At 65.2% G+C, this 15,995-nt stretch carries 12 protein-coding genes; 8 read left to right on the forward strand and 4 right to left on the reverse strand.

The features are described 5' to 3' along the window. Nucleotides 1-48: 48 nt before the first annotated feature. On the forward strand, nucleotides 49-1,371 hold the full coding sequence (locus ASE49_RS08715; RefSeq protein ID WP_056770574.1) for a replication-associated recombination protein A: 1,323 nt from the start codon (nucleotides 49-51) through the stop codon (nucleotides 1,369-1,371). Nucleotides 1,372-1,393: 22 nt separating this feature from the next. Further along, nucleotides 1,394-2,263, forward strand: a complete 870-nt coding sequence (locus ASE49_RS08720; protein WP_056770578.1) for a hypothetical protein — start codon at nucleotides 1,394-1,396, stop codon at nucleotides 2,261-2,263. Nucleotides 2,264-2,314: 51 nt separating this feature from the next. On the opposite strand, the gene ASE49_RS08725 is transcribed toward ASE49_RS08720, so the two are convergent. From ASE49_RS08725 to ASE49_RS08735, 3 genes are all read right to left on the reverse strand, one after another. Continuing rightward, nucleotides 2,315-3,520, reverse strand: coding sequence for a phytanoyl-CoA dioxygenase family protein (locus ASE49_RS08725; protein WP_056770582.1), 1,206 nt, complete (start codon nucleotides 3,518-3,520; stop codon nucleotides 2,315-2,317). Between the two features lie 300 nt (nucleotides 3,521-3,820). After that, nucleotides 3,821-5,413, reverse strand: coding sequence for an alkaline phosphatase D family protein (locus ASE49_RS08730; protein ID WP_056770584.1), 1,593 nt, complete (start codon nucleotides 5,411-5,413; stop codon nucleotides 3,821-3,823). A gap of 144 nt (nucleotides 5,414-5,557) precedes the next feature. Next, nucleotides 5,558-6,529, reverse strand: coding sequence for a CsgG/HfaB family protein (locus ASE49_RS08735; RefSeq protein WP_156370218.1), 972 nt, complete (start codon nucleotides 6,527-6,529; stop codon nucleotides 5,558-5,560). A gap of 218 nt (nucleotides 6,530-6,747) precedes the next feature. On the opposite strand from ASE49_RS08735, the gene ASE49_RS18200 reads away from it, so the two are divergent. Beyond that, on the forward strand, nucleotides 6,748-7,086 hold the full coding sequence (locus ASE49_RS18200) for a hypothetical protein (protein ID WP_156370221.1): 339 nt from the start codon (nucleotides 6,748-6,750) through the stop codon (nucleotides 7,084-7,086). A 42-nt stretch (nucleotides 7,087-7,128) separates the two neighbouring features. Here ASE49_RS18200 and ASE49_RS08740 read toward each other — a convergent pair whose 3' ends face one another. Next, a complete protein-coding gene (locus tag ASE49_RS08740) occupies nucleotides 7,129-11,655 on the reverse strand; it encodes an AAA domain-containing protein (RefSeq protein ID WP_056770590.1) in 4,527 nt (1,508 codons plus the stop codon). A gap of 211 nt (nucleotides 11,656-11,866) precedes the next feature. Here ASE49_RS08740 and ASE49_RS08745 point away from each other — a divergent pair, with 211 nt between their 5' ends. The 5 genes from ASE49_RS08745 to ASE49_RS08765 are packed head-to-tail and all read left to right on the forward strand — an operon-like array spanning nucleotide 11,867 to nucleotide 15,992. After that, entirely contained in the window at nucleotides 11,867-12,451 is a 585-nt protein-coding gene (locus ASE49_RS08745; protein ID WP_056770593.1) for a TerD family protein, read from the forward strand. Nucleotides 12,452-12,485: 34 nt separating this feature from the next. Further along, complete coding sequence (locus ASE49_RS08750) at nucleotides 12,486-13,670, forward strand: TerD family protein (RefSeq protein ID WP_056770595.1); 1,185 nt, start codon at nucleotides 12,486-12,488, stop codon at nucleotides 13,668-13,670. A 27-nt stretch (nucleotides 13,671-13,697) separates the two neighbouring features. Next, nucleotides 13,698-14,786 (forward strand): DUF475 domain-containing protein, encoded by a 1,089-nt coding sequence (locus ASE49_RS08755; protein ID WP_056770597.1) that lies wholly within the window; start codon nucleotides 13,698-13,700, stop codon nucleotides 14,784-14,786. A 15-nt stretch (nucleotides 14,787-14,801) separates the two neighbouring features. Beyond that, a complete protein-coding gene (locus ASE49_RS08760) occupies nucleotides 14,802-15,380 on the forward strand; it encodes a TerD family protein (protein ID WP_056770599.1) in 579 nt (192 codons plus the stop codon). Between the two features lie 36 nt (nucleotides 15,381-15,416). Beyond that, complete coding sequence (locus tag ASE49_RS08765; protein WP_056770602.1) at nucleotides 15,417-15,992, forward strand: TerD family protein; 576 nt, start codon at nucleotides 15,417-15,419, stop codon at nucleotides 15,990-15,992. Nucleotides 15,993-15,995 lie beyond the last annotated feature (3 nt).

A 15,995-nucleotide genomic window follows, 5' to 3' on the forward strand; every position in this document is an offset into this window, starting at 1 on the left:
CGCACGCCAGCCGATGCAATTGCCGGGCGAAGCGCCTAGATAGGCGTCATGGCCGACCTTTTTGCCGATGACCTGCCGCCCCCGTCCGCGCCGGACGACGTGCGCGAGGATGCCCCGCTCGCCGACCGGCTGCGCCCGCACACACTTTCAGACGTGGTGGGGCAGGAGCATCTGACCGGTCCGGAAGGCGCGATCGGGCGCATGGTGGCCGCCGGGCGGCTGTCCTCGATGATCCTGTGGGGTCCGCCCGGCACCGGCAAGACCAGCATCGCGCGCCTGCTGGCCGCGGCGGTGGACATGCGCTTTGCCGCCGTATCCGCGGTGTTCTCCGGCGTCGCCGACCTCAAGAAGGCCTTTGCGGAAGCCGACCTTGCCGCCAAGGCCGGCAAGCGCACGCTGCTGTTCGTGGACGAGATCCACCGCTTCAACCGCGCCCAGCAGGACAGCTTCCTGCCTTTCGTTGAGCGCGGCACGGTGACGCTGGTGGGCGCGACCACGGAAAACCCCAGCTTCGCGCTGAACGCCGCGCTGCTCAGCCGCGCGCAAGTGCTGATCCTCGAAAGGCTGGACGCTGCCGCCCTCAACGCGCTGCTGGACAAGGGCGAGGCGCTGGAAGGCCCCCTGCCCCTGACGCCCGACGCGCGCGCTGCGCTGGTCGCCTCCGCTGACGGCGATGGCCGCTTTCTGCTAAACCAGGCGGAAACGCTGTATGCGGCGCAGATCCCCGAACCGCTGGACCCGGCGGCGCTGGGCCGGTTCCTGCAGCGCCGGGTTGCAGTGTACGACAAGGACCGTGACGGGCATTACAACCTCATCAGCGCGCTGCACAAAGCGGTGCGCGGGTCCGACCCGCAAGCGGCCCTGTATTATCTGGCGCGGATGATGACGGCGGGCGAGGAGCCGCTGTATCTTCTGCGCCGGCTGGTGCGCATGGCGAGCGAGGACATCGGCCTGGCCGATCCGCAAGCGCTGGTGCAGTGCCTGGCCGCCAAGGACGCATACGATTTCCTGGGATCTCCCGAAGGCGAACTGGCGATCGCGCAGGCCTGCGTCTATCTGGCGACCGCGCCCAAATCGAACGCGGGCTACACCGCGTACAAGGCCGCATGGAAAAGCGCGCGCGAAACCGGATCGCTCAGCCCCCCCGCCAACATCCTGAATGCCCCGACCAAGCTGATGAAGGACATCGGCTACGGCAAGGACTACGCATACGACCACGATGCGCCGGACGGGTTCTCGGGCGATGATTACTGGCCGGAGGGCATGGCGCCGCAGACCTATTACGAACCCGTCGAACGCGGGTTCGAGCGCGAACTGAAGAAGCGGCTGGACTGGTGGGACAAGAAGCGCGGCGAACGGCGCAGGCCGTAAGACCGTGCGGTTCAGGCACTTCATGGCAATCGACTGGTCGGGCGCAGTGGGTGAGCGGCACAAGGGCATCGCCGTGGCGCTATGCGCGGCGGGCCATGACGCGCCCCGGCTGATCGCACCGCCCTGCCACGCCCGCTGGTCTCGCGCGGATGTGCTGGACCTTTTGCTCCACCGCCTGCCGCCCGACACGCTGGTGGGCATGGACCTTGGCATTTCGTTGCCGTTTGCCGATGCCGGCGCGTTCTTTCCCGGCTGGGCGCACAGCCCGCTCGATGCGCGCGCGTTGTGGGCGCTGGTCGACACGGTGTGCGCCGCAGACCCGCACCTGTCCGCCACCAGCTTTGTCGACCACGTGGACCTCAGCGCCTATTTCCGCCGCCACGGCGGGCGCGAAGGCGCGCTGTTCCACCATCCGGGGGCCGCGCACAAGCGCGGGCGGATGCGCGTGGCCGAAGCGGCGCAGGCGCGCATGGGCTGCCGGCCCTATTCCAACTTCAACCTGGTGGGCGCCGCGCAAGTGGGCAAGTCCAGCCTCACCGGCATGCGCCTGTTGCACCGGCTGGACGGGGCCTTGCCCGTGTGGCCGATCGACCCGCTGCCGGTGTCGGGTTCGGTGGTGACGGAAATCTACACCACGCTCGCCGCGATGGAAGCCGGTCGCACCGCCGGGCGCGCCAAGATGACCGACTGGGCTGCGGTGAACACAGCGCTGAACACACTGGGATCACACGCAGCCACGCTTGAAACCGGGCCGATCGACGATCACAGCGCCGATGCGCTGGTCACCGCCGCATGGCTGCGCGTCGCTGCCCCGCGCCAGGCGCTATGGAACCCAGCCGAACTGACGCCCAAGCTTGCGGCAACCGAGGGGTGGACCTTCGGCGCGACCTGATGGCAGCGCGGTTCCCTATACTGAAGCCGCACCGCCGTGCTGGTAAGAACGTCAATCAGGCGTGACGTTCGAGTAACTGGATACAAATTCAACGCCGTTGCGCACATTGGAAGCAAACCCGGACCAACGGCTGTAATAGGGCGCATTCTTCGCTGCGGTGAAGTGCGTCACCTGGCTGCGGCGCGTGACGCCATGGCGCGTTACCGCGCTGCCGCCATGCGCCAGATCTGCGTGCCAGATCAGCACGTCGCCAGCTTTGGGCAGGAATTTCGCCCGTCGATGGCCATACGCCTCCGCATCTGCGTGAAGGGCGGCTAGAAAATCCTCATGTTCTTGCGGCGCAGCTTCCATCCACTTTGAAAGTGATCCAAAAATATAATCAGGAGAACGGTGACTACCGACATAGTATTCCAGTTCGCCCGTGCCTTCGGTGATATCCTCCAGGGCGACCCATGTGGCCATCATCGACATAGGATTGCCGTCGATCTTCACGTAGGCGGTATCTTTATGGATCGCCTGCTGCGAACCCCATTCGAATGTCAGCTGTTGAAAGGCCTTCGGCTTGTCTTCGAAAACCGCCGACATGAACTCCACGACTGCCGGTGCCGATGCGGCATGCTGCGCCTCTGGAATGAAGGCATAGGAATCCAGCAACTTATGCGCTTGGCTGTAATATTTGCTGTCGACGTCAACAACCTGCACGCTCTCGCCATAAACTTCGATCTTATGGCCGGGCACCTGACCCGCCCAGACATCCAGCATGCGATCGTTGACGTGCGCTACGACCTCGGGAGAGACAGCTTGCGGAATGACGACATAACCATCAGCCACGAAAGTGCGGATAAGCTCGGCTACTGTCTCGCTTACGACGCCATCGCGCAGTTTTTCGTTCAGCCGCTCTTCCCAATCAGGATAGTCGATCCACATGCCCCCATACAAGCTATGAGGAACAGCGTTCGAAACGTGGCGTACATCGTTGGGATTAAACGACGAAATGGCACCGTCGGCATGTTCGATTGTCAGATTGATATCGCGCAGGCAGGCAGCGGGAAAAAACTCAGTGTTTACCTGGAAGGTGGCATTGTCGAAATGGACAAGCGGCACGCTCGCGTCGAGCGACACCATACGGCGGTTTGCGAGGTAGATGTTGAGACGAACGGCGTCACCATTGCGTACAGTTCCGCTTATCTCTTTGTCGTTCCAGCTTTCGATGGCAATCCGGTCCGTAGCTGGGACGGCGGGGGCTTGATCGGCCAAAACATTTTCTTGTAGCACAGTCGCCCTCAAAGCCAGATTAAGTTCAAACGTCGCTGTGCCCGCGGAATATTACGCTGTCAATGCATGCAGTTAACTACGTATTCGCGCTTAGGTGGCGCACAGGTAAAAAGCCGCCGCACATCGTAGCATGGGACGTTTCCGAAGGGGCCTCATGAGCGGGGTCGCCATTCTGAACGCCTTCGCCGGACTAACGGCTTTTGCCCCCAGTCGTGGCGCTGCGGAATTTGTCCACGCCGCCTAGCCCGCCGAACGGAACCTGAACCATTCGACCGCAGACGGTCAGAGGCTTTCGGTATGAAGCCCTGGCCGGCCTGCCTCCAACGAGAACCGCGCGATGTCGGCGATGGTGGAGTCCTCTCGCCGTGCATCGGCAAGTCCGCGGAAAGTCACCGTGCCACCGTTCCGGTCGATGTCGAGCCTGCCATAGCCCCGCACCTGATCTTCCGCGAAGCTGAGACCGTTCTGCGCGCCAAGGCGCTTGAACTGCGATCCGGGGCGGGTTGACGTGATCGATCCGCCGACGAACTCCGCGCCGATGGGTGCGCGATCGGGCTTGTCCGGATCGCGGATGTCGGCGGCGGCGAAGGCGTGGATGTCCCCGCCCAGCGCCAGCGGGTTGCGCGTGCCGGCTTCCACCCAACGACGGAAAATGCGATCCCGCGCAGCCGGATAACCCGACCAGTTATCGGCCGAGTAGCGCATCTCGCCTGCCTCGTTCGGTTCGGCGGACTGATGCATCAGGGTCTGCTGGGCCAGGATGTTCCACGTGGCCTGACTACGTGCCAGCCGTTCGTCCAGCCAGTGTTCCTGCGCTTTGCCCAACATGGTGCGCGATGGATCGAACAGATCGTCGCACTGCAACGGAACCTTGTCGAGATAGCGTTTATGCGCGGCGACAAGCTCCGGCGGCTGGCAGGCGCGCGCGCCACGATACTGACGATCGTCGATGATCTGCAACTGGGCCAAAGCGCCCCAGTCAAGCGTACGGTAAAGCGTCATGTCGGGTCCGCGCGGCGGCTTGGCCCGAAGGGGCTGATGCTCGTAATAGGCCTGATAGGCAGCTGCGCGGCGGCGCAGGAACACGGCGGGATCTTCGTTGTCTTCCCCCAGCGCAGCCGCATAGTCGTTGGCGACCTCATGATCGTCCCATGTCAGGGCCCAGGGCGCTGCCTGATGCGCGGCCTGCAGGAGCGGATCCAGCTTGTACGTCGCGTAGCGGGCGCGGTAACCTGCAAGATCGAACGGCTCGGGATTGCGATGGAGGCGCACCGCATCCTTGCTACCCGGCGCGCCTTCGTAGATGTAATCGCCAAGAAACAGGATGAGATGCGGGTCTTCGGCGACCATATGCCGCCATGCCGCATAGAAGCCAGCCTCATATTTCTGGCAGGACGCAAAGCACAGCCGCAGCCGATCCACCGGCGCGCCGGCGGCAGGTGTCGTGCGGGTTCGCCCCGCCATGCTGACTTCCCCGCCCGCGATGAAGCGGTAGAAGTAGCTGCGGTCCGGGCGCAGGCCCTGCACATCGACATGGACACTATGGCCCCATCGCGGATCGGCCAGCGCCGTGCCATCACGCGCAATCCTGGCGAAACCCTCATCGTCGCTCACTTCCCAACGTACAGGGACGGCGACGCCGGGAAGCCCGCCGTCTGGTGCCAAGGGTTGCGGGGCAAGGCGGGTCCAAAGGATGACGCTGGCAGGTTCGGGATCGCCGGAAGCAACGCCGAGGGAGAACAGACCGGGTGGCAGCGGCGTTGAACCGCGCGCGCCGATCGACATCAATGCAGCCGAAGCGGTTCCCCCGGCGATGAAGGCGCGCCGGGAGGCGGTGGCGGGCGGGGGCGGCATGGAAGGATCGGTCTGGGCCATCGCGGCAGCACTATCCTGCCGCGAGATTACCAAACCATGACGCCAGGCGGCGTGGGTGCTGCCGATACCGACTGCCGCGCGAATGGGTGTCGGTCGCACTGGCGGGAAACGCCGTCCTCCCGTTCCCGGCAGGACGGCGCGCGCTCAATGCTGGGTTGGCGCCAGCCCGGTGTTCAGAACCCAACCGACATTGTCGTTCTCGTCAGCGACTTCCCACCAGATCCCGCTCTTGTTGCCGGTGGGGTATACGGTTGCGCCCGCAGGCAGGGTGCGGATGATCTTCCCCGCACCTGCAGCCGATGCGCGCATGATCACGGGGCGCTGCGCCGTAAAGGTCTTGGCAGGCGCCGCTTCGGCGGTCCCGGCTGCGCCCGGCGTAACCAGCCCGAGTTCGTCGACCATCTTGGAATAGGCCTGGATGAACGACAGCGTCACCATCCGGCCGATGTCCGTGTTGTCATAACCGCCGCCGACTGCGGCAAGGCCGGCTCCGAAGAAGCCGGCGCCGCCCGCGCCGAAGCTGAGGTTGTTCTTGACCGCATAGCCCTCCTGGGTAGCGATCGTCTCCGTGGTGCGCACGTTGGTCAGCGACAGCACGGTATTGGCTTCCATCTTCTTGCTTTTGATCCCGCCCAGAAGACCGCCAAATCCGCCGCCGATCAGCCCGCCCACGGCCCCGCCGACACCGCTTCCGCTGACGTTGCTGTTGGCGCTCTGGATCTCGGCCACCAGCACGTAATCTGCAGCCTTGATCTGGCCCTGCCCCACATTGGAGCCGCGCTGGAGACCAAGATGAGAGCCGACCTGCCGCTCACGCTCCGCCGCCTGCAAGCCGGTGCCGCGATCGACCAGATTGAAGCATCCGGAACGCTGGACAAGAACCTTCAGCAGCTTTTGCGGCGGCGCCAGTGAGTATTGCGTCCAGGCGCTGGGATCGTCACCGTCGACGACCGACACAGTGCCGAGCTTGCGGGTGCAACGCGGCACGTCGGTGATGGCCTGCTCCTGCATTCTCTGGCCCCCGCTGGCGCGCGCGCCGCGCTGCTGCGCAGTCGCGTCGCCGGCTGCAAAGAACAGTGCAATGGCCGAAACCATTACTGCGGAATGCTTTAACATCGCAGATCTCCTGTTTTCAGCGACTGCCCCGCCGCTGTGCCCGCTGCTACGTATCCGACCGGGAAGCGCTTTGACAATCGCATTCGTCACGCCCGCACACCGGGCGTGCCGCACCAACGCGGCTTGGGCCGACCAGAAAGCTATTAGGCGGCGCAGCAGGCCAGAACCTGCGGGGCGCCCGCAGCGGGCCGGACTACGCCCGGCGTGTCGGCGATCTCGTGCGCCTCGCCCACGCGCAGGCGCGCGCGCCGGTGATCCTGCTGGGCACCAGCCAGGGCGCGATCGCGGCGATGAACGGCGCGGCCCATGCCGCGCCGGCCAGCATCAACGGCGTCGTGCTAAGCGAATCCGTATCGGTCATGGGCGGTAGCGGCGAGACGGTGTTCGATGCGGACCCGGACAAGGTGCGCGTGCCGGCGCTGGTGGTGGCATCGACCGGGACCGCAGCGACTGCGGCTCGCTCTCACCGCACGGCTATTACGGCATCGAGGCCAAGGTGGTGGGCGAGATCGCGGACTGGAGGATGCCCACCTTACATCCGGTCATGCCCACGATAGCGCGCGCGCTACGCCAACGCGGCGGACAGGTCTGACGGTCTCTCAGAACGGATCGACGGCCACCAGCCACGCGTACGGCACCGGCTCGGTGTGCCCGGGTGTGCTGCGCCAGCGGCGATGTTCGGTATGGCGGCTGGGGGGCAGATCACCGGCCTCGGGCAGGATGCCGCGCGCATCCAGCACGCCGACCAGTTCGTCGATCACGCTCTGGCGTTCACGCACGAAACGCGAGGCGAAACAGCGCCATACCGTCCATCCAGCCCGTTCGAGCATACGCTGGCGGGCCATATCATCGGGCCATTGCTCTGGGCCGTGATAGCGATCGCCATCGCACTCTATCGCCAGGCGGCTGTCATCAGCGCCTTCGACCACCAGGTCGATCCGCTTGGAGCCGACCGGAACCTGCGTATCCACGCGATAACCGCACTCCACCAGCATATCGTACATCTCGCACTCGAACGGCGATTCGCAGCGGCTGCGCCGTTCTTGCGCAAGGCCGGTTTCCGCCGCGTACGGCGCGTGGAAGTGCTGGATCAGGCTGCGGCGCAGCGCGTCCGACGGGCGCAGGTCTTCCAGTTCGACCGAGCGCACCAGCACCATGCGGTCCCGCGCGCGCGACGCCGCGACATTGAAACGCTGCTCATACCCCAGCCCGGAAAGCCCGGAACTGCCGCGTTCGGCAACGAGCGAAAGGAACATGATGTCGCGCTCGTCGCCCTGAAACGCGGCGGGTTCGCCGACGCGGATGTCGTGCCGCAGCATCACTTCTGCGCCCAGCACCTGTTCGATCGCGGTCAGGATCGCAACTGCCTGTTCCTGCCCCAGCAGGGTGGTGACACCGATGGAGCGGTGGCCCATCGCCGGGTCATCGGCGATGCGGCCGATGGCATCGACGATGCAGTCCACCTCGGGCGGATTGATCTTGCCCTTGCGATACCCGTCCTCGACCAGGATATCGACCAGCGGCGGGTCGAGGCGCTCGGACGCCGAAGGCAGTCGCAGCGGCACCAGCTGGTGGGCGTAAAATTGCGCCTTCGAATACTCGATGATCGGGCCCACGCAGCGGAAATGCTCCTTGAGCAGGATAGCCCCGCCCGCGAACACCACCGTTCCCAGATCGTAGAGGGACTTTTCCTCACGCAGGGCGGAGCGGTAATCGTCCAGCTGGCCGGCAAGATGGCGGTCGGCCAGCTGGTTCATCCTGGCCTCTTCACGAAAACCCGCATCCGGGCTGACCTGCCGGTCGTCGCCCACGATCAGCACCTGTTTGGCGCGCAGCAGCGCGGGCAAGGCCGCCAGCGTCGACTGCGAGGCCTCGTCGATCACTACAAGATCGAAAAGCCCCAATTCCGCGGGCAGCGATTCCGAGACACGGTAATGGGGCATGATCCAGCACGGCAAGGCATTCTTGGCACGGTCGGCAGCGGCGCGCGCGTCCTTGCGATAGCGTCCCGCGCGGATACCCGTGCCGCGACCGATCTTGCGCATGGACTGGGCATAAGCGGCCAGCGCGGCGCGCACCTGGTCGCTCGCCTTTTCCGCCAGCCGGCACCACGTCCGCAGTTCGATCGCATGCTCGTACGCACGGCGCAGCTGGCCTTCATGATCGGTCCGCTCGTCGCCAAGCGCACGCAGCCGGTCGTGCCGGTCGATCCGGGCCATCCAGGTGGCGATACGCCGCAAGGTCCAGCGTTCGCGCCAGTCCCCCGGCGTCAGCGGGTCCTCGGTGCCGGAGACCGGCTCCTCGCGCAGGCGCTGCGCCCAGAAGGGGGCGCCGCTTTCCTCGATCAGGGAGGCGCACTGGCGGATATCAACAAAATGCGGTGCCAGCGAACGCAGCAACGCCGCCTCAGCAAGCGCATCGGTCCAGCGCTGCGCCAGCACCGCCTCATCGGTTGCGGAGAGACCCACGGCACTGTCGAACACCGCGCGCAATTCTTCGCCGATGGCGCCCTGAATACCGCCAAGCATCGTGCCCAGACGCCTGCGTTCGACGTCTGCTGCGGCCAGGCGGGCGCTGAGCAGGTGGCGGTCTAAAAGACCGATCAGCGCGTCCAGACCGGCGATATCGCCGGCAATGCGCGCTGACCATCCGGGCACCAGCCGCCGCGCGCCCGCTTGCAACGCCCGCTCGCGCTCCGCCAGTACCCGCAGTTCGACGACATGCTCCAACTGCCGCCGGATACCGTCTGCAATGGCAAGATCGACGCCCTGCGCGGGGTGGAGCCCCGCCTGCATGCTCACGTTGTTCCACGCGGCAGCAAGGCGTTGCGCCTGGTCCAGCGCGCCTAGATAGCGTTCGACATCGGCCCACTCCGCCGGCCCGGACGGTGCCCGGCCGGACAGCCGCACGCTTGCCACCTGCGCCTTGAGCTGCCTGGCGAACAGGTTCTGGAGCAGCCCCAACTCCTCGCCCCGCGCCATCTGGCTGACGGTTTCGCGAAACGACGCGTCGGTCAGACCATCGGCGGGCAGATCCACCGGGCGAACGAGGAAATGGCGCGCCTGCGCCGCTACGGCGACGACCTGCGGCTCCAGCCCGGCCAATGCCGCCAGGATCGGGTCATCGTCATCCTCTCGCCAGCGACGCAGAATTTCGCGCGACCAGGTGAACGGCAACGCATCGGGTTCCTGCAGCGCGGTCTTGAGGTCGGCGGCCTCCTGCCTGGCAGCGGATACCGCTTCGATCGACGCGTCCGGTGCCAGCGCGTCGACCGCGCGCATCGCCGCCTCTACACGCTGAGCCTCGACCAGATCGTGGTATAGCGCAACGAGCGCGTGCCCATCGGGCAGCGTATCGGGCGGCGGCGCATGGTGCAGGCCAGCCAGACGATCCCCCACCGCCTTGCGGGCGGTGCGCAGGCGCGAGACGGTGGCATCGTCGAATTCGGGATCGTGCGAGGCGATCACGTCGATTGCATCGGGCAACCAGCCGGCGAGTTCCCCGCTGGCGACGAGGCGCCGGGCCGCATCGACCGGTTCTATCCGTGCCCCGTCCAAAGTGGCGGCGGTCATCGCTGCCCGGCCGATTTCATCGACCTGCCGGTCGATCGCGGCGAGCCCGCGATGCAGTGCCTCGATCCGTGCGTCGAGCGCGGCGATCTCGCGCATGACTTCGGCGGGACGGGTGCGGTGCAGGCGGTCGGCGATGATGTCGACCGATTGCTGGAATTGCTTGAGCCCCTCGCGGTCGCTTTCCACAAGGCTCACGGCAAGCGGGCGCACCGCATCTGGCAGTTTTTCGCGCAGAACCTTGAGCGGCGGCGCCTTTTGCGAGGTGACCAGCACGCGCTTGCCCTGCGCCAGATAGTGGCTGATGATATTGGCGATGGTGTGGGTCTTGCCGGTGCCCGGCGGACCTTGGACAACGACGCCGGGACGGGTGGCCAGTCGCTGGATCACTTCCACCTGTTCGCGGTTGAACGGCTTGGGGAAGAACAGGTCCTGACCCGATCCGTCCGAGGACGTGACGCCCGGAATCGTCGAGACGCCGCGATAGGCGGGATATTCGACGGCCTTTGCGGCATCGGCCGGCGGCTGCAACAAGGCAAGCACCGCCGGCGGGAGCTGCTGCGGATCGTCGATCGCCGCGATCTGGGTGCGGAAACGGCGCAAGTCGTCCATCAGCTGGGTCGCGCGGCGCGTCCGCTCGATCAGATACCAGCGGTCGTCCACCTGAAGGGTATCGCCGCTGGGTGGACGGCGTTCGCCAAGATCGGGAAGATAATGGCCGTCGGGATCGAGCAGCGCCACCGCGCGTCGCAATACCGGTGCGAAGCTCTCCACCTGGAAGGGATCGAGCCCCTCGCCCTCCAGGGTATCGAAATACTGCTGCGCGCCCTTGCGCCATTCGTCCACCGACGGCGCCTGCAGCGCATCAAGCGGCGCGCTTTCGATGCTGGTGGGCGATTCACTGCGTGGACGCAGGGCAATGGCGTGGGTCCGCTCATCGAGTGTCAGTTCCACCGGCACCGCCAGCAGCGGATGGTGCAGTTTCGCGCCGTGACGCGTCCAGCGGGCAATGCCGATGCCGCAGATCAGTTCGACCGGCTGTTCCGACGCGCCATCGAGCGTCTGGCGCAGGGAAAAAAGGTTATTGTACAGATCGATCACGTGGCGACGCGGCCGTTCTTCCAACGCCCAGGGCGTCCACACTTCACGCACGTAGCCCGCCAGCAGCCCCTCCAGCCGGGCCAGTTCGGGATGATCCTTGAGCCGCAAAATGGCGTCGCAGTCCTTGCCTGCGGCACCGTCGGAGGGGTGGGGATCAGGGATTTCCGGACGCAGCGTGGGCCCCGCGCCGACGTCGTCCTGAAGGTCGATCCAGGCGCGCAGCAGCGGATCCGTGGGCGGCGGGGGCGGACAACGCACGAGGCGCTCCACGCTCAGCCACACGTGGTCTTCGCCGTCGCGCACGTTGACGAGCACGCCGGGCAATTTGATGAGGTCGTCCCCTGCCCGGCGAAAGCCGCGATAGTCGGCCATGTCCAGCACGGGGGGCAGACGGTCCCGCTCGGTCGCCTCGACATAGTCGAGCAGCGCCAGAAGGCGGTCAGTTTCGACCATCATCGGTTCAGCCTATCCATTTCAGAAGAAAATTGCCCCACGGCAGTATCGTGTCAAAAAACTGCCTTCGTCAAACCGCTAGAAGGCGGGAGCGCGATAATCACGCAAGTTGATAGTGAGAAGCAGAAATTTTAACATCGCTTTCTCTTGCGTCACATCAGGCATTGCCCGTACTCGTACGGGGAGCGATTTTTGCAATGAACGAGGGTATTGCGTGGTTAGTCTGCAGAAAGGCCAGACGGTTCGTCTGGAAAAATCCGGCGGCGGCACCCTGACCCGCGTGGCGATGGGTCTTGGCTGGGATGTACGTCAGGCCAAGGGCTTCTTCGCCAAGCTGACGGGCGGCGGCAGCGCCGAGATCGATCTCGATGCATCGTGCCTGCTGTTCGACGCGCAAGCCAACATGCTGGACCAGATCTGGTTTCGCCAGCTCGCCAGCCGCGACGGCAGCATTGTCCACAGCGGTGACAACCGCACCGGGGCGGGCGATGGCGACGATGAGGTAATCAACGTCGATCTGACCCGCGTGCCTGCCAATGTGCAGACCCTGCTGTTCACCGTTAACAGCTTTCTGGGCGACAGCTTCGACAGGATCGAAAACGCCTACTGCCGCCTGGTGGATTCGACCAATGGCGCGGAACTGGCGCGCTACGACCTGTCCGGTTCGGGATCGCACACCGGCCAGGTGATGGCAAAAGTCGTGCGCAGCGGCGATGGATGGGAAATGAAAGCCCTGGGCGAACGCCCCACCGGCCGCACGTTCCACGACATGATGCCCGCCATTCTCGGCGCTCTTTGAGCGTGCCGCGCGTGACCGCCAGCAAAGGCCCGCAATGACTGATCTGCAGCAAGGCGGCAATGCGCCTGTCCCGGCCGGCATTCTGGCGGTTTCATTCGCCTGGCCCGCAGTGGCGGGCAGGGATGTCGATGCGGATGCCTCAGCCTACCTGCTGACGGGTGCCGGGAAGGTGCGCTCGGACGCGGACATGGTGTTCTACAACCAGCCGCAAGGCGGTGGTGGCGCGATCCGCTTCCTGCCGGGCTCGGGCCAGGGTGCCTTTGAGATCGAGCCGTCGCGCCTGCCTGCCGAGATTGAGAAGGTGGTGTTTTGCGTGACCATCCACGAAGCGCACGCCAAGGGGCAGACCCTGGCGTTGCTCGAAGGCGCCAGCATTGCGGTCGCGCCTTCCGGCGGAACGCCCGACCTCGCCTTCCGGCCCGTGCTTGCGGGGGCGAGCGAGACGGCGATGATCTTTGGCGAGCTGTACCTGCGCAACGGACAGTGGAAATTCCGGGCGGTCGGTCAGGGCTTCAACGGGGGCCTGGCGCCCCTGGCGCGCTCGTTCGGCATCGACGTGGCCGAGGACGCGCCGGCGCCCCCTGCCCCGCCGCCCGCCCCACCCCCGGCGCCAAGCACCCCGGTGAACCTGAGCAAGGTGACGCTGGAGAAGCGCGGACAGACGGTAAGCCTGGAAAAGCGCGGGAGCAGCTTCGGTGAAATCACCGTCAACCTCAACTGGTCGCGCGGGCGCAAGGGGTTCTTCGGCGGCGGATCGGCGATCGACCTCGATCTGGGCTGTCTGTTCGAACTGACGGATGGCCGCAAGGGCGTGGTCCAGGCATTGGGCAACGTCTTTGGCGCCTTCGCGCAGCCGCCCTACATCGCCTTGTCCGGCGATGATCGGACCGGCGACGTCTCGCAGGGTGAAACGCTGCGGATCAATGGCGCGCACTGGAACGAGATCCGGCGCGTCGCCATTTTCGCCAATATCTACGACGGCGTCCCGAACTGGCAGCAGACCGACGGCGTCGTCCTCGTAACCATGCCCGATCAGCCGCCGATCGAGGTGCGCATGACCGAAGGGCGCGACGATCGCCGCTTGTGCGGGGTCGTGCTGATCGAAAACGACGGTGGCCGCTTGAAGGCCACGCGCCTTGTCGACTACGTGCGCGACCAGAAGCTTCTCGACGAAAGCCTGGGCTGGGGCCTGCGCTGGACAGCGGGCCGCAAGGATTGAGCCGTACGCGGCAAACGGGGGTTTACAGTGTTTAAATATTACAAGGGCTCGTTCATTTTCACGGCCATCTGCCTGGCGATCGCCGCCTGGCTGGGCTGGGGGATGACCGGCAACGTGGCCGGCACGCTCGGCATCCTGTGGATCGTCGCCGTGCTGGGCGTGCTGGAAGTGTCGCTGTCGTTCGACAACGCGGTGGTGAATGCCACCGTGCTGCGCGACATGGACGCGGTCTGGCGGCGGCGCTTCCTGACATGGGGCATCCTGATTGCGGTGTTCGGCATGCGCATCATCTTTCCCCTGGCGATCGTGGCCATCGCGGCCAAGATGGGCCCGATCGACGCGGTCATGATGGCCGCGAACGACCCGGTCCGTTACGAGCAGATCATCACTGGCGCGCATATCGGCATATCCGGTTTCGGCGGCGCCTTCCTGGCGATGGTCGGGCTGACGTTCTTCCTCGACGAAGAAAAAGACGTGCACTGGATCGGCGTGATCGAGCGTCCGTTCGCCGGCCTTTCGCGCATCTCCGGCCTTGCGATCGGTATCGTCCTGCTGGCGCTGTACGGCATGTCGCGCCTGATCGCGCCGGACGAGGCGATGACCTTCATCGTCTCGGGCATCTTCGGCCTGGTCACGTATATCGCTGTGCAGTCGATCGGTGCACTGCTCGAAAAGGAGGAGGACGAACAGTCCGATGGGCCCAGCCTCGGCCAGGCCGCAACCGGCGCCGTCGTCAAGTCGGGCCTGGCGGGCTTCCTGTACCTCGAAGTGCTCGACGCCTCGTTCTCGTTCGATGGCGTGATCGGTGCGTTCGCCTTGTCGAACAACCTGTTCATCATCGCGCTTGGCCTGGGCATCGGCGCGATGTTCGTGCGTTCGATGACGGTCATGCTGGTCGACAAGGGCACCTTGTCCGAATACCGGTACCTCGAACACGGCGCGTTCTATGCAATCATCGCGCTGGCCGCGATCATGCTGGCGTCGGTGCGCTTCGAGATTCCGGAAACAGTGACCGGCCTGATCGGCGCGGCGCTGATCGGCATCGCCTTTTACGATTCGCTGCGGAACAACCGCAAGGAAGCCACCCCGATTGCCGCCACCGGCGATCGCCTCTAACCCGGAGACACGTCTATGTCGGTAAGCCTGGCCAAGGGCGGCAATGTCAGCCTGTCCAAAGAAGAACCCAACCTTTCGAAGATCCTGATCGGCCTGGGCTGGGACACCCGCACGACCGACGGAGCCGACTTCGACCTCGATGCCAGCGCCTTTCTGCTCGCCGATGGCGACAAGGTGCGCGCCGACGGCGATTTCATCTTCTACAACAACCTGCGCTCCGCCGACGGCTCGGTGGAACACACCGGCGACAACCGCACCGGCGAGGGCGATGGGGATGACGAAGCCCTGAAGGTGGAGTTGACCAGGGTGCCCGCCGAGGTGCAGAAGATCGCGATCGCCGTCACCATCCATGACGGCGAAGCGCGCCGCCAGAGCTTCGGCATGGTGTCGAACGCCTTCATCCGCATCGTCAACGATGTGACCGGTCGCGAAATTTCCCGCTATGACCTGGCCGAGGACGCCTCCACCGAGACCGCGATGATCTTTGGCGAGGTGTACCGCTACAACGGCGAATGGAAATTCCGGGCGGTTGGCCAGGGATACAAGGGCGGCCTTGGCCCGCTCGCCAGGAATTACGGCGTAAGCGTCGGCTGAAGCCGACCCAGAACCCCAGATCAAGGAGACCAACACATGGCAGTTTCGCTTTCCAAAGGCGGCAACGTCAGCCTCAGCAAGGAAGCGCCCGGCCTCAAGGCAGTGCGCGTGGGGCTTGGCTGGGATACCCGCGTCACCGATGGCAGCGCGTTCGACCTCGATGCCAGTGTATTTCTGCTGGGCGATACCGGCAAAGTCCGCTCGGACGCCGATTTCGTGTTCTACAACAACAAGAACGGCGGCAACGGTTCGGTCGTCCACCAAGGTGACAACCTGACCGGCGAGGGCAGCGGTGACGACGAGGTCGTGGCGGTGTCGCTCGACCAGATCCCGGCCGAAATCCAGAAGCTCAGCTTCGCGGTGACCATCCACGATGCCGATGCCCGCCGCCAGAACTTCGGCATGATCTCGAACGCCTTCATTCGCGTCGTCAATGAAGCCGGCGCGGCCGAGATCGCGCGTTACGACTTGTCGGAAGACGCCTCGACAGAGACGGCAATGATCTTCGGCGAACTCTACCGCCACAATGGCGAGTGGAAGTTCAAGGCGATCGGCCAGGGCTTCGCGGGCGGACTGGGGCCCTTGGCCTCGTCTTTCGGCGTCAACGTCTGACCT

It is taken from the genome of Novosphingobium sp. Leaf2 (assembly GCF_001421325.1).
In the GTDB taxonomy this organism is placed as follows: domain Bacteria; phylum Pseudomonadota; class Alphaproteobacteria; order Sphingomonadales; family Sphingomonadaceae; genus Novosphingobium.

Coding starts and splice junctions, on each gene's coding strand:
- ASE49_RS08715 (WP_056770574.1), top strand. CDS start 49: ATGGCCGACCTTTTTGCCGATGACCTGCCGCCCCCGTCCGCGCCGGAC.
- ASE49_RS08720 (WP_056770578.1), top strand. CDS start 1,394: ATGGCAATCGACTGGTCGGGCGCAGTGGGTGAGCGGCACAAGGGCATC.
- ASE49_RS08730 (WP_056770584.1), bottom strand. CDS start 5,413: ATGGCCCAGACCGATCCTTCCATGCCGCCCCCGCCCGCCACCGCCTCC.
- ASE49_RS08735 (WP_156370218.1), bottom strand. CDS start 6,529: ATGTTAAAGCATTCCGCAGTAATGGTTTCGGCCATTGCACTGTTCTTT.
- ASE49_RS08740 (WP_056770590.1), bottom strand. CDS start 11,655: ATGATGGTCGAAACTGACCGCCTTCTGGCGCTGCTCGACTATGTCGAG.
- ASE49_RS08750 (WP_056770595.1), top strand. CDS start 12,486: ATGACTGATCTGCAGCAAGGCGGCAATGCGCCTGTCCCGGCCGGCATT.
- ASE49_RS08760 (WP_056770599.1), top strand. CDS start 14,802: ATGTCGGTAAGCCTGGCCAAGGGCGGCAATGTCAGCCTGTCCAAAGAA.
- ASE49_RS08765 (WP_056770602.1), top strand. CDS start 15,417: ATGGCAGTTTCGCTTTCCAAAGGCGGCAACGTCAGCCTCAGCAAGGAA.